Origin of the sequence: Bradyrhizobium sp. (assembly GCF_027307225.1) — a bacterium.
In the GTDB taxonomy this organism is placed as follows: Bacteria; Pseudomonadota; Alphaproteobacteria; order Rhizobiales; family Xanthobacteraceae; genus Bradyrhizobium.
The window spans coordinates 20,659-45,854 of record NZ_DAHUXJ010000082.1; the positions used below are offsets into that span (position 1 = coordinate 20,659).

Annotated in this window: 25 protein-coding genes and 1 pseudogene; 15 read left to right on the forward strand and 11 right to left on the reverse strand. The window is 60.4% G+C overall.

The genetic code is table 11. The features are described from left to right. Window positions 1-401 precede the first annotated feature (401 nt). Window positions 402-1,568, reverse strand: a complete 1,167-nt coding sequence (locus M6D32_RS14425; RefSeq protein ID WP_298257258.1) for a site-specific integrase — start codon at window positions 1,566-1,568, stop codon at window positions 402-404. Between the two features lie 162 nt (window positions 1,569-1,730). Between M6D32_RS14425 and M6D32_RS14430 the strand changes: the two genes are divergently transcribed. From M6D32_RS14430 to M6D32_RS14450, 5 genes are all read left to right on the forward strand, one after another. After that, complete coding sequence (locus tag M6D32_RS14430; protein WP_298257260.1) at window positions 1,731-2,309, forward strand: hypothetical protein; 579 nt, start codon at window positions 1,731-1,733, stop codon at window positions 2,307-2,309. A gap of 6 nt (window positions 2,310-2,315) precedes the next feature. Beyond that, entirely contained in the window at window positions 2,316-2,561 is a 246-nt protein-coding gene (locus M6D32_RS14435) for a DNA-binding protein (RefSeq protein ID WP_298257262.1), read from the forward strand. After that, window positions 2,558-2,935, forward strand: a complete 378-nt coding sequence (locus M6D32_RS14440) for a hypothetical protein (RefSeq protein ID WP_298257264.1) — start codon at window positions 2,558-2,560, stop codon at window positions 2,933-2,935. Before M6D32_RS14435 ends, M6D32_RS14440 begins: the two co-directional genes overlap by 4 nt. Window positions 2,936-2,950: 15 nt before the next feature. Then, complete coding sequence (locus M6D32_RS14445) at window positions 2,951-3,238, forward strand: hypothetical protein (RefSeq protein WP_298257266.1); 288 nt, start codon at window positions 2,951-2,953, stop codon at window positions 3,236-3,238. Window positions 3,239-3,318: 80 nt separating this feature from the next. Then, entirely contained in the window at window positions 3,319-4,260 is a 942-nt protein-coding gene (locus tag M6D32_RS14450) for a hypothetical protein (protein ID WP_298257268.1), read from the forward strand. A gap of 71 nt (window positions 4,261-4,331) precedes the next feature. Here M6D32_RS14450 and M6D32_RS14455 read toward each other — a convergent pair whose 3' ends face one another. After that, window positions 4,332-4,952, reverse strand: coding sequence for a methyltransferase domain-containing protein (locus M6D32_RS14455; RefSeq protein WP_298257270.1), 621 nt, complete (start codon window positions 4,950-4,952; stop codon window positions 4,332-4,334). 162 nt (window positions 4,953-5,114) lie between these two features. Between M6D32_RS14455 and M6D32_RS14460 the strand changes: the two genes are divergently transcribed. Next, window positions 5,115-5,978: a 3'-5' exonuclease gene (locus M6D32_RS14460; RefSeq protein WP_366145835.1), complete on the forward strand. Its 864-nt coding sequence runs from the start codon at window positions 5,115-5,117 to the stop codon at window positions 5,976-5,978. A gap of 273 nt (window positions 5,979-6,251) precedes the next feature. Here M6D32_RS14460 and M6D32_RS14465 read toward each other — a convergent pair whose 3' ends face one another. After that, a complete protein-coding gene (locus M6D32_RS14465) occupies window positions 6,252-6,443 on the reverse strand; it encodes a hypothetical protein (RefSeq protein ID WP_298257272.1) in 192 nt (63 codons plus the stop codon). 13 nt (window positions 6,444-6,456) lie between these two features. Here M6D32_RS14465 and M6D32_RS14470 point away from each other — a divergent pair, with 13 nt between their 5' ends. The 3 genes from M6D32_RS14470 (at window position 6,457) to M6D32_RS14480 (ending at window position 10,141) form a co-directional block, all read left to right on the forward strand. Continuing rightward, entirely contained in the window at window positions 6,457-6,624 is a 168-nt protein-coding gene (locus tag M6D32_RS14470) for a hypothetical protein (RefSeq protein WP_298257274.1), read from the forward strand. 720 nt (window positions 6,625-7,344) lie between these two features. After that, window positions 7,345-8,532, forward strand: a complete 1,188-nt coding sequence (locus M6D32_RS14475; protein ID WP_298257276.1) for a site-specific integrase — start codon at window positions 7,345-7,347, stop codon at window positions 8,530-8,532. Window positions 8,533-9,070: 538 nt separating this feature from the next. After that, window positions 9,071-10,141 carry a hypothetical protein gene (locus M6D32_RS14480; protein ID WP_298257278.1) on the forward strand — a complete coding sequence of 357 codons (1,071 nt, stop codon included), beginning with the start codon at window positions 9,071-9,073 and terminating at the stop codon, window positions 10,139-10,141. Between the two features lie 18 nt (window positions 10,142-10,159). Here the strand turns inward: M6D32_RS14480 and M6D32_RS14485 are convergent, their stop codons facing one another. Next, a complete protein-coding gene (locus tag M6D32_RS14485; RefSeq protein ID WP_298257279.1) occupies window positions 10,160-10,537 on the reverse strand; it encodes a hypothetical protein in 378 nt (125 codons plus the stop codon). A gap of 258 nt (window positions 10,538-10,795) precedes the next feature. On the opposite strand from M6D32_RS14485, the gene M6D32_RS14490 reads away from it, so the two are divergent. From M6D32_RS14490 to M6D32_RS14500, 3 genes are all read left to right on the forward strand, one after another. Beyond that, the gene (locus M6D32_RS14490) at window positions 10,796-11,128 is read left to right on the forward strand and encodes an HNH endonuclease signature motif containing protein (RefSeq protein WP_298257281.1); all 333 of its coding nucleotides are present in this window, start codon (window positions 10,796-10,798) and stop codon (window positions 11,126-11,128) included. Next, window positions 11,125-11,703, forward strand: coding sequence for a hypothetical protein (locus tag M6D32_RS14495; protein ID WP_298257283.1), 579 nt, complete (start codon window positions 11,125-11,127; stop codon window positions 11,701-11,703). Before M6D32_RS14490 ends, M6D32_RS14495 begins: the two co-directional genes overlap by 4 nt. Window positions 11,704-11,977: 274 nt before the next feature. After that, complete coding sequence (locus M6D32_RS14500) at window positions 11,978-13,807, forward strand: AAA family ATPase (protein WP_298257285.1); 1,830 nt, start codon at window positions 11,978-11,980, stop codon at window positions 13,805-13,807. Window positions 13,808-14,008: 201 nt separating this feature from the next. Here M6D32_RS14500 and M6D32_RS14505 read toward each other — a convergent pair whose 3' ends face one another. The 6 genes and pseudogenes from M6D32_RS14505 to M6D32_RS14530 all read right to left on the reverse strand — a co-directional run. Continuing rightward, on the reverse strand, window positions 14,009-16,024 hold the full coding sequence (locus tag M6D32_RS14505; RefSeq protein WP_298257287.1) for a hypothetical protein: 2,016 nt from the start codon (window positions 16,022-16,024) through the stop codon (window positions 14,009-14,011). 15 nt (window positions 16,025-16,039) lie between these two features. Beyond that, entirely contained in the window at window positions 16,040-16,540 is a 501-nt protein-coding gene (locus tag M6D32_RS14510; protein WP_298257289.1) for a hypothetical protein, read from the reverse strand. A gap of 226 nt (window positions 16,541-16,766) precedes the next feature. Then, a complete protein-coding gene (locus tag M6D32_RS14515; RefSeq protein WP_298257291.1) occupies window positions 16,767-17,600 on the reverse strand; it encodes a glycoside hydrolase domain-containing protein in 834 nt (277 codons plus the stop codon). Window positions 17,601-17,623: 23 nt separating this feature from the next. Next, window positions 17,624-19,030: a hypothetical protein gene (locus tag M6D32_RS14520; RefSeq protein WP_298257293.1), complete on the reverse strand. Its 1,407-nt coding sequence runs from the start codon at window positions 19,028-19,030 to the stop codon at window positions 17,624-17,626. Beyond that, a complete protein-coding gene (locus M6D32_RS14525; protein WP_298257295.1) occupies window positions 19,027-19,395 on the reverse strand; it encodes a hypothetical protein in 369 nt (122 codons plus the stop codon). Before M6D32_RS14525 ends, M6D32_RS14520 begins: the two co-directional genes overlap by 4 nt. 800 nt (window positions 19,396-20,195) lie before the next feature. Continuing rightward, window positions 20,196-20,426, reverse strand: a pseudogene (locus M6D32_RS14530) (XRE family transcriptional regulator); the annotation flags it as partial. Window positions 20,427-20,812: 386 nt separating this feature from the next. Between M6D32_RS14530 and M6D32_RS14535 the strand changes: the two are divergent. From M6D32_RS14535 to M6D32_RS14545, 3 genes are read left to right on the forward strand one after another with little or no spacing between them, the layout of a single operon-like run. Next, a complete protein-coding gene (locus M6D32_RS14535; RefSeq protein WP_298257297.1) occupies window positions 20,813-21,658 on the forward strand; it encodes a TIGR04255 family protein in 846 nt (281 codons plus the stop codon). Continuing rightward, window positions 21,655-22,227, forward strand: a complete 573-nt coding sequence (locus M6D32_RS14540) for a hypothetical protein (RefSeq protein ID WP_298257299.1) — start codon at window positions 21,655-21,657, stop codon at window positions 22,225-22,227. The genes M6D32_RS14535 and M6D32_RS14540 overlap by 4 nt, the downstream gene beginning before the upstream one ends. Window positions 22,228-22,237: 10 nt before the next feature. After that, on the forward strand, window positions 22,238-23,104 hold the full coding sequence (locus tag M6D32_RS14545; protein ID WP_298257300.1) for a hypothetical protein: 867 nt from the start codon (window positions 22,238-22,240) through the stop codon (window positions 23,102-23,104). A gap of 67 nt (window positions 23,105-23,171) precedes the next feature. Here the strand turns inward: M6D32_RS14545 and M6D32_RS14550 are convergent, their stop codons facing one another. Beyond that, entirely contained in the window at window positions 23,172-24,956 is a 1,785-nt protein-coding gene (locus M6D32_RS14550) for a hypothetical protein (protein ID WP_298257302.1), read from the reverse strand. Between the last annotated feature and the right edge of the window lie 240 nt (window positions 24,957-25,196).

Here is a 25,196-nt window from a genome sequence, read left to right on the forward strand (position 1 = left end):
TTCCGTGGCGATCTCCCCGCCGCACACTTTTGCTATTTGTCGACTAAAGACCGCGGACGGCTTTCGCCGGAAGTTCCTCGTCGACCATGCAGGGGCTCTCCGCCAAACCTTCCAAGGCCTCCGTGCAAAATCGGCGGGCATACGATTCCACATCCTTCATAGCGGTCGAGGCGGTTGGCGCGCCTGCGCCTAGCCAGATCGTTTCGCCTGGATCTTCGTGCCCGCTGAAGCAACCCCAGACTTTGACGCTCCAACACCATCCTAGCTTGCGATCGCTGCGGTCTTCCACGATCAGCGTCAGACCGCCTGTCTCAACTTCGAATAGGAAGTTCGTGCGTCGTACCCAGTTCGTCATCGTGCGTACTCCTTTGGCTTTTCGTCCGTCATCTAAAACGCTGCTCTCAGCCGGCCATGACGATCGCCTCGGCCCGATCCCTGGCTTCCTGGACGTTCATCCGGGCTTCAAAAAGATAGCCGTAGATGTCGAAGGTCTGGATGATGCTGGCGTGGCCCATCATCGTTTGAATCCGTTTCGGCGAAAAATCGGCCTCGATCCAGAGCGCGGCGCAGAAGTGGCGCGATGCGTGCATGCCGAACTTCGCGGTCTTTTTCCCGCGCTGCTTGCCCTCGTCACCCTCGACCAGCTTCTGCTTGGTGACTCCGGCTTCAATCTGGGCAGGACGAAGGAAACGATTCATCAGGTTCGAGTGGTTCTGCACCGTTCCTTTGGAAGTCGGAAACACGAGACCGAGATCGCTCTTTGGACAGCGGAGCTTCCATTCCTTGAGCGCCTTCGCAGTCGTCTTGTTCATGACGATGTCGCGCGTACCCGCGTCCGATTTCGGGTGGGCGACGATTCCCCATCGATCCGCACGCTTCGTGATCGAGACGATCATTTTCCCGAAATCGATGTCCGCCCAACACAGCGCGCGCAGTTCGGATCCGCGCAGACCGCAGAAGATCAGGACGAACAACATTGCCAAATAGTCGGGCCACTTCGCAGTCGTCGTTTCTATGATCGCTTTGCTCTCCTGGACGGTCGGCATCGGCGGCCGCTTCTTCTTGCGCTTTTTGTGCTTGTACGGCGTCAAGGCGATGACGTTCTTGACCACCCAACCCTTCTGCTGGGCAAAGCGGAGAACGGCTCCCGCCTCGATCCGGACTCGCCGCACCGTTTCGTGCGAGCGCGATTTGTCGAGGACGTCCTCATAGAGCTGGGTCGCGTCGGCGGTGGTGAGTTGTCCGATCTTCTTATCGCCCCAGAGGGGTTCGCCGTAGTCGCGAAGCCGCTGTTCGTAGACGTCCGTGGTGGAACGTTCGAGCCCGCTCTTCTTGCAATCGTCAATCCAGGCGTTCGCTACTTCTTTGAACGTTTTCGATTGGCTCGCGGGTACATGGGTGCCCGCGCGAACTTCCGATCGTGCCCCGATCAACCAGTCGTCCGCCTCCTTCCGGGTAGGAAACTGCTTGTGTCTGCGCTTGTTCTGGGCATCCCGATAGTCGACCTGCCACACTGTCGTGCGTCGTCCCGACTTTCTCACCTTCAGGACCCGCTTCCTGATACTCACTAAAAACCGCTCCAGCGCGCTTGACTTATCGCATTGATAGGACGTATCTATTAGGCAGATGGGAAAATCCCATTTGCTCAAGAACCATGGTCGAGGCGACCTGTCAACAGGTTTGGGAATCCGCTGCAAAAGATGGCTAACTCGCGTGAACTGGTCGAATGCATGGCCGAGCTGACCCGTCAGCCGTTGTCGCGCGTGATCGGCTACATGAGGGATCTCAGGGAGGCGGAAGACAGTTCGCCCGCAAAGGGGCGGGGGGTTACGGCTCCTGACATGACGGCCCACGATGCCGCCGCCCTCTACTGCGCGATCTATGCGGCTCCCGCGATCCAGGAGAGCGCCGCCACGATCACCGCCTTGAAGAAACTCGAGGCTCGTCCCTGGTCACGCCATCGCGTGAGCACCTCTTCGGCGTACCGCTACCCGTACTCCGAGCCGCCGTTCAGCCTGGGCTTGGAACCGAACCACACCGCGCTCGACGGCCTCGCCGCTCTCATAACGTTCTTCATGCACGAGCACGAACTTCCCCACGGCTATAGCGAACGGCGGGGGCCCGGGAAGTGGGGCATCTACGCCAACTTCGAAATCCGTTCACCCGAGTATTCGGCTTCTCTGGTCGTAGGCGTTCACGGTCGCTTCTCCGAGCGATGGAACTACGGTCTCAAAGAGCTCGATTCCGTCCGCACCGGCCGATGCACCGAAATCACCTTTCGCAAACTTGCCGCGTGCCTGAGGAGCTGACGATCCATGAACGACCGACCGGACGACGCCGACCTCATCGAGGGTGAAGCCGACCTCATCGAAGGCGGCGACGGAATAGCGCTCTTCCTCTTCGGCGCAGCCGACGAGCGGCTCAGGCGTCAAGTCTATCACCTACGGGAAAATCACGCCCTGCCGGCGTTCAAGGTCGGGGACAAGCTTTACGCGCGCAAAACGAAACTGCTGCAATGGATCGAAGCGCGCGAGAACGATCCGGAGCCGCCGCATAGATGACGAGCTCGGAGAACGCCGAACAGGAGACGAGACCGATGAAGGGTCCCGAGCATCCTTGCGAGGGGCTGTCGCGTGCGGCACGGCAAGCATTCGACCGTATCGCGTCCGGCGCGCAACCGCGGAGTTCGGACCGGACGCTGGCGGATCTGTCGGAAGCTGGCCTCGTGGAACGACACACGATCGAGATCGCAACGCGAGATCGGTTCGGCCCGATCGTGCGCTACGAGTACTCGGTCCCGATCGCGATGCACATGCGCTGGTGCGAATGGATGACACGACCGAAGCGTCGGACCAAACGTAGGGCAACCCCGCCGCAGAAAACGGTCGATGGACTTCCGTTGTTCGGCCTGTCGAACCCTCGAAGCAGCAACTGAAAAAGGACTGGTAGCATGAGTGCAGGACACGTCTCGATCTCCAAACACGGCACGATCGTCCTGACGGGCGACGCGATCGAAGCGGCTCGCGGCCACGCCCTCTGGTGCATTCTACGCATGTGGGGGAGGGGCTTCACCGACCGTCGGATCCGCGGCCTCACGAAAAAAGAGGCGCTCGGGCTCGCAGGAGAAATGACCGGCTGCGACTACCAGCCTTCCGAGCTGGACAGAGCGACCGCCGAACTCGAGCATTGGTGGAAGGGCGTTCTCTCCGGGGCGAAGGTCGAGAGGGAGGACGACTAGCCATGGGTTGCTCATACGAACAGTCGGGGAGGAAGGACGCCTGTCACCTGGATCGAATGTCCGAGAGGCGGGCGCTATGCATGCCTTCGGAATTCGTGGGGGAGATAGCGAGAATTCTCGGTTTGGAGCCCGCACAAGCACGGTTGGCGGTCGAAGCTCTGCTGGAATCCCGGATCATCCCGGAGCCCACCGATACGGCCGCGGAGGCAAGCTCCAAGGATGCGACGTTTCTTCTTGCCGCTTGTTCGAGCCCCGCCGCCGACGTGAAATCCATCACCGCGGCGGCAAGTACGGTGATCGCGATGGACTTTCAATGCGATTTCGGCGCCGAGGCGAGCGGCGATAGGCGCACCGCCCGGACGTCGGCAGGTACCGCCAAGGATTGCTTCGGCACGCAGCTTTCTGCGGTCTTGCGCAACATCTGCGCAAGAGCAGAAGACGCAGAACGGCCGGACGACATGGGCCGCGAGATCGGCATTACGATCGGTTGGAACCGCGAGATGCAGTCGATGGGCGCCCTGCACTTGGACCTCTCTGATGGAGACGTGTCGTTCCTGTACGCGGACCAGGCGCTCTTCGCAGACCTTCACCCGGCCGTAACCCTCACGCGCTTGAACTTCGCCTTCGAGAGCCGCCTCGATGTTCCTCCGGAAGCGCTGCGCCGGTTCGGTCGGCTCATGCGCGACATCACGGACCACCCGCCGGACGATGGGTCGGGTCTGGACTGCTTCGATTTTACGCGGGCCATGCGGACGTCGATGTGTCGCCAAGGCTGGGGAATCCATGACGCGGGTAACGGCAGGCAGACTATCCAGAAAGTGGACGGGGATTCCGATCGGTTTCAAACCGATCAGGAGGCGGTGGATCACGTCAGGTCGATGGCGGCGAGCGGTTCGCCGCTGCATAAGAAGGCCTTGCACCGCCACTACACGGAGGTGAGGCTCGAAGGCGAACGTCATGTGCCCCGAATGCAGCCCGGAAGGCAGATGGCTTTCGATATGCGGGCCCGTGTTCGTTCTTAGTCTGGCCCGACCCGCTTATCATGCACGGCCGTTAAGACAGATCGAAGAGCACGGTGCGCCGAATAGCTATTTCACGTACGCTGTCTCATCGTGAACTTTTGCCATACGACCTCCCTGCCCAGGAGATCCCGGTCAGCCGATTTGTCGAGCAGGTTGAATCCCTTCGCCGCGAATGCGTCCACGGTCGCTTCGATATCTACGGGATGGAAGTCTCGATCAACCTCGCTTCCGCCCCGGCGGGACGTGATGTTCAGGATTCCTTCCCGAGCGACGAGGCACGAGACCGTCTCTACGGCACGTCGCTGCTCGCCGGCACTCAGGTGCATCCAGACGACGCTCGCCAGCACCAGATCGTAGGTCCGATCGAGATCGCGAACCTGACGCAGTCCCGGAAGGCTGTCGTCGATCCATGTGATCTGCCGCGCGGCGTGCAAGCGCTTGGCGCCTGCGAGCATCGTCGGTGGCGGTTCGACCGCATCCACCGTCCAGCCGCTCGACGCGAGCCATGCCGCGTCTCTTCCCGATCCAGACCCGATGTCGAGAGCATGCCCGGGCGAAGGCCCGTATCGGCGCGGATAATCATAAGTGAAAGGCGCCCGAAACGAGACCGAACCCGGTGCCGGGTTTGACCGGAGCCTTTCCTCTAAGGCATTAGCCGCTCCGTCCCGTGTCAACTGTTCCTTTCCTTCCATCGGTGGATAGTTCGAATCGGAAGACTTGATACGCGGTCGGCAATCGGTTACAAAAAGACACTCATAACAGCCGTTGAGAGCAACTTGGATACTCCCCTTGCCGATCTTCGCAGTCCAGCGATCGATTCCGCGACCGATCTTTCCGACGACGATATGGAGCAAATGGCCCGCCGGCTCGAAGCGTCCGGTCGTTACCGGATTCTCCGACGCATCGAGTGGCCGAACCAGCCACGTTCCGCAGTCGACTGCTCCACGAGACGAGGCATTTTCTTGGATGTCGAAACCACAGGGCTTGACGTCGAATTGGACGAGATCATCGAGCTTGCCATGGTACCCTTCGACTATGATGTGGAGGGCGTGATCCAATCGATCCTGCCTCCGTTCAGCGCCTTGCGGGATCCCGGCCGCCCGATTCCCGCATCAGTGACCGCGTTGACCGGACTGACGGAAGAGATGGTTGCAGGACGCTCGATCGAAGCTGACGACGTCCGCCGGTTCATCAGTCAGGCAGCCGTCGTCGTCGCGCACAATGCAAGTTTCGACCGGCGCTTCTGCGAGCGGCTGTGCGATGCATTCGTGAACCTGCCGTGGGCGTGTTCGCTCACCGAAGTTCCCTGGCGCGAGGAGGGTTTCGAAGGCTCTAGGCTTACGCATCTTGCGAATGGACACGGCCTGTTTTTCGACGGTCACCGCGCGGTCCATGACTGCCTGGCCGGAATCGAGATTTTGACGCGACCGCTTCCCCTAAGCGGACGAACGGGCCTCGCCGTTCTGCTCGATTCCGCACGGAAGCCCAGGTGGCGCATTTGGGCGACGGGAGCTCCGTACGAGTTACGCGAAACGCTGAAGCGTCGTGGATATCGATGGAATGACGGGTCCGACGGACGCCCGCGGTCGTGGCATGCGGACGTCTGCGACGAGCAGGGCGAGCTCGAATTTCTGTGCGCCGAAATCTATCGCACCTCCGACGCGGAGATCTTGTCGAAGCGGGTCACCGCCTTCGATCGTTTTTCTTGCCGCGTCTGATCGTGACGTCTTTCAACCCGTCTCGATTTCGGAGGCTGCCTCCGAGTCCTTTGCGCCGGGTCGCGGGTGTTCGGCGAAGCGGTGATCGTGACCCGCTCGACTGTCGCTTCCGCCGAGCCGTTTCTCGATCGGACGATACCGACGTCGGACGGCTGGCCGCCAGATGCCGGATAGAATACAGTCTTGTCTGCAACGAAAGCGAAGTGGCCTTCGCCAAGTTCGCGTTGCGAGATGATCTTCGCGTGCTGCTCAACCGCAGGCATGGTTCACTCCTTACGGATGGAACGATGCGCCGCGCTCGCACGCCCGGCGGAAGATCTCCGCTGGATCCATCGTCGGCCAGTCCGAGGGCAGATCGAGGATAGCCACGACGGCATCGGCGATAGACGGCATGGCCATTTCGGTTGCCATCAGCTCGCGGTGGGCCGGCGTCATCTTCGTCAACCGCGCCGTGAGCGTGTCCAAGTAGTCCGGCGTGATGAGACCGAACGTGACGTCGAAGTTCGAGGGCGGCTACGTGGCGAACGGAATGCCGATCGCAGCAGCCCTGGCGCTGGGGTTTTCGGCCCGTCCCACCCATCCGGATTCTCTCAACGCGTATTTCAACATCAGCTCCAAGCCGCCGCCATCCGCCGAAGCGGCCTGAGAACGGGCGTCCGCCGGGCTTCGCTTGGGAATTTCAGTTGTTAACCTTGGCGGCAAGGACCGCTTGCGTTGCGCCTTTTGTCAGTTACATTTTGATACTGATAAGGAACGGCACGCGCGAACGATTGCGGTGGCGAACCGGGTCGCGGGCGCCGGCCCGACGTCCGAGAGCGGGTGGCGGGTCGACCGTCCGGGTTCCGGGCGGCGCGGTTCTCAAGGATTCGAAAGCAAGGATTCGAGCGATGAGGGACACGTCAAAGCAAGGCGATACGGCCTCCGCGGAAGCCGAACTGGCATCCGTCCTCCGTCAAGGATTCGGGGGTCGCGCCGACCTCGGAATGGAGGACCTCACTAAGCTGTTGAATTTGGACCAGAAAACGTTGCTCAGGCACGTCCGCGCGGGTAAACTGCCCTTCCGCTCGGTCGGAACCGGGCGCAAGAGGATCAGGCGCAGGTTCACGATGGGCGACGTCATGGCTTTCTACCGGAACGCCGGAAGTTTGGCTGCGGAACCCGGGCCGCGCGCGGCGAGGCCGGGGGCGGCCGTGCCGTCCAGCACCGCCGGCGGCCTGATCGGCTTCATCCCACGGCCGACCCGTCCAGGGCGTTCGCGATGAACCTGGGTCACCTCGATATCGAGGTATGCCGAACCGTCTCTGGTGCGAAAACCGCGTCAGGCCTCGGAGCGCTCGCGGACCCGTGCCGCCTGGGGATTTAGCGGATGGGCGTCTACCTTCACAAGAATTCGCCCAAATGGCAGATCGCCTTCCAGTACAAGGGCCAAAAGTATTCGTTCAGCAGCGGCACGACCAGCCGCCGAGAGGCGGAAGTCCTCGAGGTCGAGAAGCGCGAACAAGTCGCCCGCGAGGTCGCGGCCCGCGACGCCTCGGGCCCGACGGTCACCTTCAACCAGGCCATGGGCAAGTACTGGACGCTCAAGGTCTACGACCCGCGTCCCCGCGAGGAGAAAAGTCCCGAGCGGATCGAGCGGGAGATCGAATACTGGGGGTATCTGAACTTCGTCGGCGATTTCGTGGGTCTCGACACGCCCTGTCCCGCCGTCGACACCACCCGCATGATCGAGATACGCGACCGTATCCGGATGGCGCCGACCGATACGACAAGCGGACGGCTGAAAGACGGGACGGTCAATAAGCGCATGCAGGTCGTCTTCGCCGTCCTGAACGTCGCGAAGAATCACATGCGTTGCCCGCTGCCCGACCGCCCGCGGATGAAGGAGGTGTACCTCCCGGTGGACGATCGCGAAGTCATCATCGACTACGACGACGAGGAGAAGATCTGCGCGCATCTGCCCGAGGCATGCCACGCGCCGTTCGCCTTCGAGCTGGAGACCGCCATCCGTCGCGGCGACGTGACCGGGCTAACGTGGGACCGGGTCGATCTGGCGAAGGGCAGCATCATGGCCCACCGCAAGAACAGGGGCCGGAAGCTTTATCCCGTTCCGCTGAACAAGCGTGCCCGTCAGATACTCTCGGACATGAAGGGTCTGCATCCCGAGTACGTCTTCACGCGGCCGGTCGAGACCGTCCGGACGGTCGACGGCCTGCCGCAGGCGGTGACGGTCCGCGTGCCTTTCAAGCAGCGGCATTTTTCGAAGCTGATGAAAAAGGCCTTCAGGGCCGCCGGTCTCGCGCACGTGCGCTTCCACGACCTTCGCCGGACCGCAGCCACCCGCTACTATCTCGCGACACAGGACTACGAGGCCACCCGAATCTTTCTCGGCCATGGCTCCATCGAGATGACGAAGCGCTATATCAAGGTCGCGCTGGCGAACGTCGCGGCGGGTGTGCACCGCATGGACAAGGCGCGCCGCGGCCGCGGCTGGAAGCTGCCCACTCCCGCCGTCCGCGCGCCGACGAAGCCGGCCGCAGGTTCTCTCGCCGCCTGAGCACCTCGTCGGGGCGGCGCCGCAGGCGTCGCCCGAGTGGCGGGTCGCGTCTCCTTCCGTACCTTCCGGAAATAGTGGCGCTGCGCCACGCCCGAAGCCGTCCGGCCGCCCGAGCCGCGGCCGGACGCGCATGGTGCCGAATGGCGTGGTTGAACAAAATAGTGGCGGTGCGCACTTCGGGAGAATTTCGGGAGTCTGGGTCCCCTTGGCTCCGGTTTTTTCCTTGATGTTCCGCTTAGGTTCGCGGATTGTTCAGGTCGTCGCGCACCGCGCCGATCTCGCTTAAGCCATTGACGATAAACCCAATAACGACGGGCCTCCGCAAGGATTCCGTACCCGCGAAAAGAGGGCGATTCCCCGTCTTCGTATGACGGAGCCCTGTTCGCGCGGAGGCCCGTGGCTATTGGGTTTCCTCGCACTCCGCGCGACGCTTCGGGAGATTTCGGGAGCCGGTGGCGGTGCGCCACCAAAATCTGTTGACGGCTCCGAAACCCGTCGCGGTTAGGCTTGGGCCTCCAGTTGCAGGCGGAACGGCACGATGACGAAGACGGATCTCAGGGAGCGGGTGTATGCCGCAGCGGACGAACTCTTCGTCGAGCGCGGCGCATTCGACCGGTTCGGCTACCGCGAGGTCAGGGAAAGAGCCAAGGGCTCGTCCAACGACGTGATGGATCTGTTCGAGGAGTGGAAGGCATCGCGCGCGGCTCTGATGCGGTCGAGGCCGGATGCTCTCGTCGCGGCGGCGGAGGAGTTTGCCGGCAGGTTATGGCTCATGGCGCGGCTGCTCGCCGGCGGCCCAGTTTCGCAGGATGCGGAGATGGATGTCGGCGAACGTCGCGACAGCAACTCGGCTCCTCGGTCCGGCCCACCCAAGGCTCGTCCAGCGCCTCTACCCGGTCCGGCCGTGCGGTCCACGACGAAGGCGTCTCGAGGCCCTCGGGCCGTGCTGTTTACCGACGTACAGCGGCCCGAGCGATCCGTTCCAAAGAAGGCCGCCGCAGGCGACGGAATCTCCTCGAAGCCCGCCGCCCGGGGAAAAGTCGGCTCGATAAAGCTCGTACCGCCGATGCAGATTAAGCGTCCCAAGGCTACGGAGACGGATTGGAGAGGCGCGGACGACGAGCGTCTCGCCAAAGCGGTCGCGGAAGCCCTTCGATCGGAAGGGTCGCGGCTAAGGGCTAGAGACATATGGAATAGGCTGCTTCCGAGCGTGAGACCCGGCACGGCCCCTCATGCCCAACGGGATCTGCAGAAAGGGCTATCGGGGTCCAGGATCAGGTGGTTCAAGGGGGGATGGTTCTGGTTCTTCGGCGAGGAATTCCCCAAGGTCCGGCCATGGAGAGTCGATAGCAAGGAAGCCAGGCGCCGCGCCAGGGGCGAAGAGTTGTGGTGGCGTGTCGCTGTTACGATCTCAAAGGTGGGGCGCCCCTTCACGTTTGACGAAATAGAGGAGGCTTGCGGAGAACACTTATCGAAACTCGGCGATTCCTGGCTTCGGTTGCGGCTCACCCGGGCACGAAAACGCAACCCCCCGTTCTTAGAGTTGACGCGGCCGAATATCTACAAGTGGACCGGAAACGATCCGGCGAATTACGTAAAGCAGGGCTGACGCGCGTACGGTCCAACACTAGCGCTTAGACGTCGTCTTCCTTTTGATCTTTCGCTGCCGCGCGGACCTCCGGCGGTCGATTTTGTCACGGAGTTCGGCGGTCACTTTGGCCTCCCGGTTGCCATCTGCGAAGCGTACGCCGGTGCCCTTCTGGCCGCTGGGCGGCCGAACGAATTCGATTCCGCGCTTCTCCAGGAACGCGGCCAAATCCCGGACCATGGCTACCCGCCGCGCATCCATCGTCGCGCCGACGTGACTTTCGATCAGGACGACCGTCTTACGCGCGCATCCGGCCTGCTCAGCGAGTTCATCCTGTCCTATGCCAAGCAATCCGCGCGCCGCGCGGAAAAGCGCGGGCGTCGGCCAGACGTCGGCCATGTCGATCTGTGCGGCCATTCTTGCCCAACCGGTCGTTATATCTTTCGCCGGCTTTCTGTCGGCGATTCGCCATCGCACATTAGCCCGTCCGTCGGCCGTAAGACCAGAACGCGGACGCAGCCGCCTCTTTATGTCGTACCGCCGTTTCTGCTTTCCGCGCGACCGTCTCGGCGGGGGACGCCACGGGATCCATTAACCGTAGCAGTTACAAAAAGAAACCGACGCTTGCATCGGCATCTAATTGGTGACATTATGTGTCTGATGAAAGGAGCCGAAATGCAGCCACGTTATCGAATGTACCTCGCAGGCGATGCCTGGGCGCACAGTCCCGCACGCTTCGAAGCGCTCCGCTCGGCCGGTTTCCGTTGCCGCATCTGCAACGCGGATTCGTCGGAAGCCCCGTTGCAGGCCCACCATCGGACCTACGAACGGCTCGGTGCCGAATTGCCCGACGATCTCACGGCGCTTTGCGCGCGATGCCATGACGAGGTGACAAATTTTCTCCGTGCCCGTAGCTACGCGATGATCGAAGCGCCGACGGTCGTGGACATTGTCCTCCATTCCCGCGCTCCGCTGTTCGATGCCTCAATCGCCGCAGGTGCCGCATGAGCAGCGAAAGCTTGCGTCTGAGGCTTGTCTCCGCCGGCCCGCTCGTGATGAACGCGTCGCGGCTCGCCGATCCGCTCGACCCCGATGCGCAGAAACTCGCCGCCGTCACCGGCAAAAGGAGAAAAACGCTCGCGGACCACCGCCGCATCGCGGACATCGAATGGAGCGGCAAGCTGTGGGCGCACCAGGGGCGTGCCTGCCTGCCTCCCGACGCGATCGAGAAGGCGTTCGAGGACGCGTGCAAAACCAGGAATCACGGCGCGACGCTCGCGGCGGCCGTGGTCGTCGATCGGCCGGCGCTGCTCGAGTACGAGGGTCCCAAGGATCTCAAGCGCCTGGCGAAAGATGCAGATTTCCGCTTCCGCAAGCTCGTGCGCGTAAGGAAGGCACTGACACCCCGAACGCGCCCGCTGTTCGCCGACTGGAGCGCCATCGCCGACGTGACCTTCCTCGCCACGGTGATCAATCGCGAGCAGGTTATCGATCTTTTCCGCATCGCCGGTTCGCAGATCGGTATCGGCGATTGGCGCAAGCGCTACGGCAAGTTCACAGTCGAGGATCTGCCGCCCGACTGACGAGTCCCCCCGGCGGGGCGTGGCCCGGTGAGGAGGGCATGGCCCGGCGTGGCGAGGCGAGGGCGGTGGCGACCCATGAGGACGCCACCGCAAGCCTTCCTATTCTTACGAAATTTCTCCCCGGAACGGACCGATGACCGACGAATCTCCCGCCGCAAAGCACGACGAAGAGACCGGAGCCGATTCCGAGCAAACTCGGCCGGAGGCCTCGCGGCAGGCGCGTCCCGATCAGCTTAATCCCGCGCACGCGATCGTCGGTGCGGTTTTCGACCTGGTGACGGATCCCATCACGCGTCGTCGGCTGGAGGACCGGATCGAGACATTCGCAGTCGTGATCCGGGTACCCACGCCGGCGTGGGCGACGCCGGTGAGCTCCTTTTTCGAGAAGACGTTCGGCGACGCCTGGCGACGAGTCGTTTCCGACGGTGCCAGGCGACCCGCCTTCCTACGGGACGAGCACAGCCCGGCCTACGACCTCGCACATGGGAAAAGCGTGGTCGGCATTTCGGCCGATCTCGCGGAGCTTCCTTCGGTCCTCGTCACGGCTGCCGATGTGAAGATCGAAATTCACTCTCCGACCGCTGCACGCCTCGCCGATGCGATCGAGCGGTACACGGGCGAGAAGCTTGGCAGCGATCTTTCGACGATCCAGCTTGCCGGGCTCGATTTTCCCGACATCCTGTCCGGGTTCCGCAAGGGCTCGACACCGGCGGATATCCGCGACCGTCTCGCTGCCATGTCCGCCCGGATGAGCGGCAGTTCGAGCGGCGCGAAGCTCCCCGACCTGCGCGACGCGACGGAATACGGAAAGGCCCGCGAATGGTCCATGAATCTGGCGAAAGATATCGAAGATTATCGAGCAGGCAGGATTCCGTGGTCGGCCGTCGATCGTGGCGCCGTGGTATTTTCGCCGCCCGGAATGGGCAAGTCGCTCTGGGCCCGCATGACGGCCCACCTGTGCGGGGTGCCACTGATAGAATCCAACGTCGCGTCGTGGATGGTCGAGGGAAGCGGGTATCTCAACGACGTGATCCGCGCTCAGCGAAAGGTGTTCGCCCAGGCCGCTGCAGCGGCGCCATGTCTCCTATTTCTGGACGAGATCGATGCCATCCCGAACCGTCAAACGATGTCGGAGCGAAACAGGGACTATTGGACGCCGCTGGTCAACGACGTCCTTTCGAACCTCGACAACGCGGTCGCCGGGAAGCGCGAAGGAGTGATCGTGATCGGTGCGACCAACCACGTCGCGAATCTCGATCCTGCGCTCGTGCGACCGGGACGGCTCGAACGCACCATCGAGATCGAGCCGCCGGACGCCAAAGGAACTCTGAATATCCTCAGGCATCACGTGGCAGGCGACATCGGCGACGACGAACTCGCGGAGATCGCGGGATTGATCCAAGGTTCGACGGGTGCGGTGATCATGAAAGCCGTCCGAGACGCGCGCCGCCTCGCTCGACAGAATCGTCGCGCCCTTTCGGTGCAGGACCTGCGCGAGGTAGTGCTACCCAAGACCGAACTCGGCCCCGATCAGCAATGGCTGACGTCCGTTCACGAAGCTGGTCATGCGATCGGAGCACTGGCCTCGGGCGGCATCGAGGTCAAAAACTGCGTCCTCGGCGACGGTGAGGGATCTTTCGGTCGAACGTCGCTCGAGTCGAAGCGTACTACGATTCCGACCAAGTCCGACATCGAGAATCGGGTCGTGGTCACGCTGTGCGGCCGGGCAGCGGAGGAAACGGTGATCGGATCCGCTTCCGCAGGCGCGGGCGGCGATCGATCGTCTGATTTCGCGATCGCGACGGGTCTGGTATGCGGCCTGCATGCCGCGGGTCTCATGGGCGATTTCGCCTATCTGGGGGGAATCGACGACTACTTGGCCATCCTCAGACATGATCAGGCTCTTCGGCGCAGGGTCGATAAGCATTTGGCCGAGCTGCACGAACGAGCGATCGAGTTGATGCGGCACCATCGCGACGCGGTCGAGACCGTGGCACGCCGGTTGGTAGAGCGTCGTCATCTGTCCGGGGACGAGATTCGCGTCATCTACGAATCGTCGCGTTCGATGAACTTGGGCAAGAACCCCGATCTGACGTCTCAATAGTAAAGGCCGACCCATAGAAGGCCCGCGTCCCAAGACGCGGCTCCGGCCGGGTCCGGCCATCGTCAGCGCCTATGCAGGACCCTGCCTTGAACTCGGGGCGCGACGATGCTCTCTGCCATCATCGCCGCCAGCGTGGCGACCACGTTCGCCGCGGTAGCTATCATCGACGTTCACCAAGCGTCCCTGAAGTTCAAGCCGGTATTAGTGAGGCTCAGATGCCGTGCGGACCAAACCGATCGAAACCCGGGTGGGTTCTGCGTTCTTGAAGTCCAGCGTGACTTCGTCGATCCTTCGCATCCGATAGACAACGGCACGTTTTCGGTCCGGGTCGCAATTTACGAGTCCCGTACCGGGCAGAATATCTTGCTGATGGGTCTCCGGATTGACGAGCCACAACCATCCGGCCTGACGAACGACTATGTATCCAACGCAGTAGTCGGCCTTGGCGAACCGGATTCCCAGACTAGTCAGATCGTTGTTCGCGATGCCGATGGAATAGGAGGCGTCCTCTGGAGGGTCGTAGACGTCACAACCGGCCGTGATCTGGGTCGCGTCAGCGCTCTGAAAGGGTTCCGAAGGGCACACCCACAATTGAGTTCCCGTCGCCAATTGGTGCGAGGATGGTTGGAGCGCAAAAGCGATCCGCTGCCCGTAAAGTCCCACGGCGTGCAGCGGGTTCATATTTTTCGGCGCCGTTGTGAATGTCGTCCAAGTAACTTTGCCGGCAGAAATGAAAGCAGCACGGTGGAGGCCATTGGGTAACTCGTCCTCCGCCGGCCGCCGAGCCAAAATAAAGCGACTGGCGAGCCCGTCCACGATGGGCGTACCGCCCTGCAGATCGAGATGTGGCGTAGCATCGACGACGGTCTTGTCGTTGAAATAGTCGGCAGCAGACCTATACGCCCGCAGCCGATCGCCGGCGATCTCAACGATTGCGTGCTCTGTGGTGCTGTAGATCTCCACGCCTGGCGGGATAATCTTCTGGCTCTGCTCGACCCTGCAGTCGGCAGGATGGTATTGGCATGTAACGACGCCGTGGCGGACATCCGTCGTGTCGTTGGCAGCCGCAAACGAAATCAGAAAGTCGGTGTTGGCTGTTCCGGGGATCGAGCGGAGGTCGATCATCTCTCCCGCTCGATCCCAGGTCGCGAGAACGGAGTGGTTGAGATTTTCCCCGTCCGACGTAGTGGTCGAGATCTGTGCGCTTTTGCCTGTGCTATCGAAAGCGACAAAGCGCTCGTCGTTGTCGGTTCCGGCGACGTCGAACCGGTACAGCGGACTGATGCCGTACAGGGCTGATCCGACCATTCCTCCAACTTGGCGTGCTCGAAGCCAAGCCTCCAGGTGCTTGAACGCGTCGTCTTGGTCGTTCGCGACTGCCGCGTACGGCAACGCTTTTTCGGGAAACATGCACTTTGCGTACTGTAACCCAAAGGTGCTCTTTCGACGGGATACGCTAGGATAGTTGTCGTCGCCTCCGCACGTATCGTCGAAGTCGAAGTCGTCGTCTAGGCTTTGCCGCAAGTAGGACAGCGTGTCGATTGCGGATCGTGCGTCCGTGCCGATCGCCTCATCGTCGCGGCGCCTCATCGCTTCGCAGGCGACGCTTATTCCGAAGTCGTCGGCCGCCTCCTCTTCGGTAGGGCGTACCCGGTCGTTTCGTCGGCAGCGCAAGCCGTTCACGCGCATCATAGGAAAGAGATGTTGGACGCGTCCCTCCGAACTGACTTGAAGGTGTCCAAGCTCATGACCCAGGAAAGTCAACGCGAGAAAGCGCAGAGGTTGCTGAATTTGTGCACGAATGATGTCCAAGCTCAAGCGCTGGTCGGTGAATTGGTGCCCGAGGGCGGCGTTGCAGATGACGAACTTCTCGTGTGGCGCCGCGAGGCAATCGGCGGGCGCCTCGTCCAGCCCGCACTTCTTGTGCCACGCGCCGTCTGCGGTCGCCGGCACCAGAATATTGATGGCGCCGGAGTCGTAAGGCGAATTCAGATTCCAGCGAAGATCTTTCAAACGCTCGACGCGTTTCAGATCATCGACGATCGATTCCAGTCCGGGCAGACGGCGTTGTTGCTCGGATAAGCCTGCGACACAAGCGTCATACTTCGCTACGATGTCGCGCCGCAGCACGAAGAAGGTCGCCACCCCGCCCAAGACGGGAACGGCCAGAACTACTGCACATAAAATGAGTAACTTCCGAGCAATGGAATTCGTCATACACACGCCGAGCGGCTAACGTTTGCTTGTCCTAAGCACGGTTTGCCAAAAAAATCCGTTCTGGAACGAGAACAGAAGCATCACCATCGAAACTTGCGGCTCCAAAATGTTGCGATACACGGCGATGAACACAATCGGAGCGACGAGAGCAGGTTTGACGAATTCCCACTTGTCGAAGATCGGCGGCTTGTTGGGCTTCCTATTCTGCAGCGCATGCCAGATCGATTGTGCGATCATGCCGACTACCATGGCGACGAAATAGACGAGGGAGGTCCAACTCGCCGTCTCCGCGACGGCGTTCTCCCGCGGGCCGCCAGCCAGGAAATGCACCGCCAGCAGATTCTCAACAAACCGCAATGCAAACCAGCTTAATAACGCGGCGATGGCGGCCGGAACGAGCTGTTTCAGCCAAGCCGATGCATCGTCGGGGTCCCTATCTCGCCATAGATACCGCAGCAAAATGAGAACGATTACGAAAATCGATGCAGGAATCGCGTAGTGCAACATGCCAATCACGGGCATTTCCTCCAAATCAAGCGTCGCTATTTTCAGTGGCCCACGCCGCCGCGCGCGTACCGAATATCCGCAAGGCATACGGACGGCGCTCCCTTGAGCCCCGGGTCTGAAACCGCGGTTCCGCGACGCATGATGAAGTGGTTCTGAATAGATTCTTGTGCGCTTGCGAAGTTAACACGGGAGGATCAAGCGAAGGTCCCGAGAAGTCCATGTCAGATGACCTCTTCTATGAATTCGACGGATCCACGACCGTCCAACGATCGTAGTCCAGCTCAACGTTCAGACCGGCCGCCTGGCAATAGAACCGACCCTGCGTCCCCATCGCGCCGACGTCTATTGAATCTGCCGGAAGCGGAGCGCTCAATTTGCTCCAGGTGATGACTCCGGTTTGCGGATTCTTCGTTCCGGTGTTCTTGTTCAAGTGCACGGTCCAGATCGGGATTCCGTGGGCAGCGCACCAGCCTATTTGATTGGGAAAGCAGTATAGCGCTGTCCCGTAGCCGGCGCCCTGGACGACCTCAAGCCACTTCAATACGTAGGACTCGTACGGAGTGTTGGCCGGAAATGCCGCTTCGACGTCCAGGAATATCCTGCGTCCCGGCTGAAAGCCCGCCTTCTGCGCCAAAGCGATCGCTTCGGTCGCGTCGACCTGAGCGTCGTTCAGGGGATCGTCGGGCGGAGGCACGGTCGAGCTTCCGGCAGGTTCGGCCCCGACGTAGATCGGAGCCAATCCCCATCCGGACTTGGCCAGATAATCGGCCGCGGCGATCCATCCGGCGTCGACCTCGTGCGGTATGGATCGCGCCGGCGCGTGACTGAGATAGAGCGCGGTCACCGCGAAACCCATGCCCCGGTAGGTGTCAACGGCGGGTTGACCTGGGTACGAACCTGCATCGAGACCGGCGTAGGTCGGTTGCGCTTGAGGTTGCACGCTCTGTGTCGATTTCGTCGGTATCTCGGAGAATGCTTCCGCTTCCATACGCGCCGCGCGGACGTCGCTGGTCATCTCGTGCTCCTCCTTGCTCGATATCCCATTTTTGGCCGAGCAGCCGATGGCCACATCTAAGCCGAACCTCAAACGCCTTAGTATTTCACTCCGAGTCCCACGGTGATCTGATTGATAAGCTCGAGCGTGTCCAAGTTGCGTCCCTTCTGGTAGTTCAACTGCAGCGAAACGAGCTTCGACTTTCCGATGTCGTAGTTCAATTGAGCTTGGAACATCGAGACACCCCGCAGCGTGCCCACGAACACGTCGTACGTTTCGTAGGAGGTGGTGAACGTGAACCCTTCGAGCGCACCTTCCCCGTAGACGGCAAGAGACAGATAGGGACCGATCCAGTCATAGCTGCCCAACTTCAACAGTGCCGTGTTGGTGCCGGACGTCAGGACGTCGTGAAAGACGGTCTTAACCTTCGGCGTAAACTGGAACGAGAGCGTTTCCGGAATCACGTAGAGGACGTTATCGATTCCGGATATTCCGTATTCGGGCGTGTAGACGAGGTTGCCTGACATCACCTCAGCGCCGTTGCTCAATGATTGGACGTATTTCGGGTAGATCTGGATGTTTTGGTAGCCACCGAAGCCGGTCGGGAACGTCAGATCCCCTAGCAGCCCGGCTCCGATGTTCTGTGCACGGGAGCTGTTCGCAGGCGTCGCCGCCTGGACCATCTGTTGGTCGTAAGTGACGAACGGCGTGACCTGGCCGATGTAGTGGCCCTCTTCGTCCAGCGAAACGCGTCCGATGGTGTAGCCGGCCGCGAGATCGACACCGAACGAGGCCTTTCGCGCAATGTAGTCGTCGGTCCAATTTATGCTCGCCTGCTTGAGTCCCTTGAACTTGGCGTCGTCCTGCGTAATCGGAAGATCCTCGACCTGCTGCCGCAGCGAGAAGTAGTGTGGGACCGTGGACCAGTCTATTCCGGCGCCGGCATCGGTCATCCCGCCGGTCGGAGTAGGAGCAGGCCCGGGAGGAGAAGCGCCGTGTGCGACGGGGGGCGGCTTGGGAGTCGGTGCCGCGGGCGGGGTCAGCAGACAAACGCTCTGCGGGGCCGGAAGACCCAACAGGAATAGCCTTAACGGCTCCACGCCGGCGTTCAGGCCACTGGTATCGATGCTCGGGGCCGGCTGTCCGGGCTTCGCGTGGTGTGCGACGAAGGCTATCAGATTGACGAACGCTACGCCGAGTGCGGTCTGGGTCTTCTGGCTGCATTTGTTGGCGGCGCAGAAGGCGGCGGGGTTCAGTAGCGCCTTCGAAGTCTCCGGAAAGACGATGCCGGCACCGCTGGGATTGAGATCGATCGAAGTGATGCCGGCATTCTTCTCGATCAATTGCCCGACGAGTTTTCTCCCGTCGAGCACCATGAGCTTCGGATTCGAGGCCGAGCGACTGCACACGTCCTCCGGCTTGGGTTCGAATGAGCCAGCGGAGTAGGCTGGTCCCGAAACGATGACGGCGGCCAGGAATAATAACGCGATTAGCTTCGTCGTCATGATTGGCTCCCGGGGTGCGTCATAGCGAAAGCGTGCGCCTTGATTCCGAGGGGCGTCATCGACGAGGCCATGAGGCGGAGGGCCACCGCATCGATGAAGGTGTTGATCGCGTCGTTCTCGTGCTGCACGCGCCAGTTTCCGGGTAGCTTCAGAACCCTTCCGGACGCCAGAGACAGCTTCGGCGCGATCTCGTCGCACATCTGGAGGAAACGACCCTCGTCGAAACCGTAGCCGGCCGGAGGGGCGCCTTGGAAGGTCCGGGATACGTCTACCTGGTCCGGCGCTAAGTTGACGGCATCGCCGACCCAATCGACGACGATGTTGTATACGAGCACGCGTGCAGCCGCTGGATCGGTGATTGGCATTGGATGATGCCCCCCCTGTCTGATCTATATTTGGGTCTTGGCCGTAGGCGGCGGCGGTTGGCGCCGTCATCAAGGCAACCGGACCAAGGGGTTGCCTGGTTACGTGACTCGGTAACCGAAGAAGGCGAGTGCGAAACGCGTGTCCGATCGGCTGGCCGACCGGAGTTCACACCCTTCATTTCGTGGGAATTCTCCGCGTCCGGCGCACGCTTGCGAAAGTGGCTGGGCAGCCCGCTTGGCAGATCTAGCGGAGCATGTTTCGTCGCGCCTGCTCGTCCGCGCGCATCCGACTGGCCCTCGCAGTTCTTTCCACCCTGGCCAGCTGGGTAAGAGCCGCGCTTTCGCTTCTCGGAACTGCCGGCTTTCAGGCCAAGAAGTTCGATGCGAAGGTCGCAACCGCGACCGGAAATCGACACGAAAGAACCCCCGACTGAAACAACTTCAGAGGAAATACGGTCTCACAAATATGCACGTAGTAATTGAGTGATCCTGCTGCCGTCTTAGCCGCTTGTCAATGGCGCTGATAAAAGACTCGGCGCCCATCATGTGGATGGAATGAGCGTCGCGATTTGGGCGTCGCCAACACGGCCGTCAATGGTCTTTACCCGAAGCTGCCTTTAATACCGACGGGAGCTCCCAGATTTTTTCGATGCGACAAGGTCGACGCGCGCCGCGGACTCAGTCAGCTCGCTTTCGATCAAGCCTATGAGTTCTATCAATTCACCGAGTATCGCGCGCTCATCCTAGGTAAGGACGAGACAAGGCATGTCTGCCGTCGTCATTGCGGATCGCGCTCCACACTAAGCGTCACGGACGGCGACCCCGCCCTTGGTCCAATCCGGTAGTTCCTCGAGAACGACCGTCACGCCGACGCCGAGATTGTTGAGAAGGCGATACAGGCGTTCGACGCTATAATCGCCGGTCGCCCCGTTGCGTAGCTCCGAGACCTTGGGCTTGGGAAGATCCATGATCCTGCCCGCTTCGGTTCGGGTGAGGCCTCTCTTTTCGATGACTTCGTCGATTTTGGCGACTAGCTTGGACTTCTAGCAGGGTTTCCGGATCGGGAAGCCCTAGGTCGGCGAATACGTTTCCGGACCCGATGGCGCCCATCGCGGTCTTCCGCATCTCATTTTTGCTTTGGCGCATTGGTCCGATCCTTTTCCCGCTTCGCTTACCGTTCTTCCGGCTCCATGAGCGGACAGGCGATGGCCGCCTACCCTCCCTTTAAACACAATTCGACGTAGTCCGGTCCGGATCGACAAGAGGCGAGCCACGGTTTCCTCGATTGGTAGGGTTCGTATATAACAGTAAAATAATACCGTAAAAGTGGACGCTCGCGAGAAATTTAACAATTTGTGTGTAGTGACATGTATAGTCTTGTGTATATATCAGCCCTCAGTTCGGACGGTAGCAAGCCATGCAGAATGCCTCACGGGAGCCCAGCCAGGTTCTGGAGACGTTCGAGAACGCGCCTCTGATCTACAATTTGGGTTCGATTCAGTTTCCGAAATTGCCGCATGGGGTGATCGAGTCGGTCGCCGACGCCTTTCACGCGCGTATTCGCGAAAGATATCCGATCCGGGAAGACGTCGAGGCGCCTACGATCACCGCGGACTTCAACTCCGACGGCTTCAAGTTCAGTCAGCAGGTCACCACGCTCCGACAGTTCGCCGCGCCGGACAAACGATGGGCGTTCATTCTGACCGATGATATGCTGGCTCTGCACACGGATACCCATGAGCAGCACATGGAGTTCGTCGAGCGGTTCGTCGGCGGAGCCAGGGCGCTCCGGGATATCGAGCAGGCGGCCATCGGATGGATCGGATACATCGGCGTTCGATACGTCAATCTCGTCGTTCCGGGAGAACGAGAGGGCCTACAGGAATATTTTCGTGGATGGGCATTTCCGTCCGAACAACCGACTCTCTACGACGGCACGAGCGTTCCGGTGAACCAGAGCATGTACGTAATGTCGAGCCGGTCGAAGGTCGGAGAACTCCGATATCAAGCGTTGAGGAATCCTCCTTCGACCATACCGCCCGAATTGGTCACGCCTCTCGTCGGCGGAAACGGATGGAGTAGACCAGTGCCGGCGCGCGATTTCGCCGTGGTGGATTTGGAGCACAGTTGCCGATTCGAGCCCCTCCAGCCGTTCGATCTAGAAAAAATCGGCTCATGCATCGAAGGCCTCTGCGGCTTCGTCAGCGATTGGTTCCTGGGCGGAGCTTCGGATCACGCAATCAAGGTATGGAGAGGAAGATGAGCGCAACATCCATCTGCGCCAGGCCAGGTCTCGATAGCCGGGAGCAGTTCGCGGTCGTGTATACGCTGTTGAGCAGGTGGGTTCGGCAGCCGCCTCTGGGCCGCCTCCAACGCGCGCCGGCAGCCCGGTCGGCCAACCCTCCGTCGACCTTGAGCACTCAGGACATGATTTCAAAACTCAAGGCGATGGACATGCCGATCTCGGCGCTGTCGGAGATGCTCGACGTCGAACGTAAGACCATCTATTCTTGGCTCGACGACGGCGTGGAAGCCAAATCCGGAAACTACGATCGGCTTCGCGCGATCTACGATCTGTTCGCCGACGAGTCCGCCGGCTCGCTCCGCTTCTACCATCGATTTTGGCAGCGCGGGGTGGTCGGCGACCGGTGCCTGAGAGACCTGCTCGTCGCGCCGGAAATCGATCGGGTCGCCGTTCGAGTTGCGCTCGATGCCTTGCGTCCGGCCGTCGAACGCGCCATGCAGGCCGACGCAGGCCGCAAGCGCAACTCGCGCGAACGGTCGCCGGCATCGTCGCTCACGCTGCATCTGACGGCGGGATCCTCGAACTAGAAAATCGGCCATGTGCGCAGCCAAGGAAGAGCAGGAATCCTGGGCTACGACGATCCAGCGGGCTGGATGGAAACAAGGAAGCATCTTCCGGCCGAGCGAAGACGCTTCCTCTCTTCTGTCACCCTATCTCGAACTGGGCCCGAACGAGTGGCTCGTGGTCTGTACGCAAACCTGTTCCGTATGTGCGGCCAACTTCGACAAGGAACCGTTGCTGGAGATCCTCGTAGGCAGTCCGCTGCCGCGATACAATCCGAAGCACGTGGACTCCAAAGGCAGGACCAGCCACACGCTCCAACTTCCCGTTTCCGGCATCGCCGGCGTCCAGGCACTCGAGTGCCTTCTCGGAAGGCGGGCCTTCGTCCCCCGCAAGCTTTTTCGTGATTGGAAGCCGGGAAGCCCCTGGCTCGGCAAGGAGGCGCTCAACGCGTTCAAGGGTTGGCTCGCGCATTACTATATGAGAATCGCGCTCCCTGACGAGCTAGTCACCAGGCTTCGCAAACCCGAAGGCATCTCTTCCAAAATAGCCTCGACCTTCGCCATGCAACGGAAGGGACGGAACGCGGACGAAGGAGTTGTGTCCGTCTATATCGAGTGGTCTACGGACGACGAGCTTCCCCCGACCCGACGCTACGGGATCTCGCTGGTTATCGTCTGCGACGATGATGAAACTCGGGAATTCATGGAGCGCGAGCTATCCGGCCTCGTAGGCCGCGAGTCGGCCCCGATAAGCATCGAGGGGGTCATACTCGAGGAACTCGTGATCGACACGGTCGAAAACATCACCCTCACGGACCTCAGCGGGAAATTCCGCTTCACCGAATGGGACGAATTGAGCGGCTGGCAACAAAGGTTGGAAAACATGGGGACTATCGGCTGACGGCTCGTCATGGTGCGTGAAGTCTAGCAACTCGAAACCAAGCCTTACGTAACGAGTGCTCTCACCGCTAACATGGAAGTCCCGTTTGACATAAACGCTGTTCTGTAAAAAAAGAATAGACCACTGCTCTTGTGCGAGTATTAACGCAACGACACAGTATATCGGTCGAAGACCTCGCGCCAATAGAAGCCGCTGCGGTCTCAAGACTTTTGAGTATGTCCGATTTTTCCCGCGGGGTAGACGCAGACGCTGCGCGTTGTCTGAGGGTCGCAAGCGACTCGGTAAGTTGCGTTCGGTTTTTAGTAGAGCGCGCGATACTTTCAACGTAACCATCGCTAATCGATTTCGAGGTATTCTCCAAGTTCTCAATCGACCTGCTTGAGAGATGGTCTGGCATTACCGCTAGTCCACGAATAGCATGCTGGGTGTCGAGGATCTCCAACTGCTCGGCCCTCGCCAAAACTCGATCTCCCGGATTCAATCGGAATGCGAGAACTCTTTCGACCACTTTAGCGCCATAATCTTGCAGGGAGCGCATACGCTCGGCCAACATCTGGCCCGTCGGCGTATTCAAGAGTTTGGTCGCGTACTTTCGCGCTGACTCTGCGGCAAAGTTCGGCGTGGGAGTCGTAGTCAACAGCTCGTTTACGAACTGCGATGCCATCGATCGCAATCCATCTTGAAAGGCAGAGTCGCTCAGCAATTCGACAACATCCTTGACACCCGCCCCGACCACCGTTTCAGATGTAAGCCTCACGATTTCAGGCCCCATGACTGCCGGCAGTTCCGCCGCATCAAGAGCGACCTTCGTCATCTGCTCGACGCTTTCAACATTCACTGCGGAACCGCTCAGGCCTTCCAAGGGGATATCAAGTTGTTTGATCGCCTCTAGGCCGGACTTGTTGGCTGACGGCGGCGGAACCTCTGATCCTGCGGATTTTTTGCCTATGGACTTTTCGCGCGTTTCTCGCGCAACCTCGCGAAGAATACGATCGTCTTCGGAAAGGACGTATTTGTATATGCCTTTGTCCCAAGAATTTAGATCAGATGGGGAACCAGCCGACGGGGACGGTCTATTCGGTGGGGCAGAGTCCCTTCCGCCGCCTGGAGTGGGTGGATTCGAATTAGCGCTTTGCACCGCGTCCTGTTGGGCTTTCGTAGCTGCGTAGACTGCCTTAGCCAAGATGTCCTGAGATGCCTTTGAAATAGCATCCCTATAAAGGTGTCTAACTTTCGCCTCCTCGTCACGAAGGACAACAAGAACGGAGTTCAGTCCCCCGGACTCCGCGCCGTAAAATGCGAACAGGGTCGCCGTTAGAAGAGCTGCGATTCCGACGTCGATAAAACGAGAGAGAGATTTTGAAAACCTTGCTGCTCCGACCGAGAGAAGCGGCGCAAACGCGAAGGTCAGAAACAACAAGGCCAAAAGGCTGATGCGCAATAGAAGCGCCGCTCGCTTCGACATGGAGTTGATCGTCTCCATCGGCATCGCGTTGTAGAAGCGAGTGAGGCTATCCAAGGTCGGCGAGTAACGCGTTATCCAAATCCAAGCCGTAAATTGAAATGCGAGAAAAATCAGAGAAACCGCTCCGCTGGCCCAGCACATAAGGATCAGCTTGGTCGAAATGTCCTCTATCGTTGGCCGATCTTCAAATCGCTTCCGGTATCCTAAAAGCAAAAATCTCGAGGCCGCCGATAGTGCTATGATTCCGGCCGGTAGGATGCCTACGTACGAGAAAGTGGAAATGCCCAAAATCCACAAAGGCAGACCGACGGCAGGCACGGCAGAGAGCCGCAAAAGATCGCCGAGCAGTGCGTATTTTGTTGGACGATCCTTGTCGGACGATGACATAAGAAATAATCCAAGCAAAAATGCTCTAAAAAATAGCCAACCATAGATCGCAGGCGGGCCGCTTGCAACCGCTGAGTTGGGAGCGGTATCGCAATTTTCCACGATGATCTTCGAGATCCATTTTTAAGGATCGAAGAATTTAAATGTTTAGCTTGGGAGTAGGCCGCTTAATTGATGGCCAATAGCCCTGGCCGGCCATCGGCTTCGCCGTGAGCAATTCGGTGCGCTACGTCCTCGTCG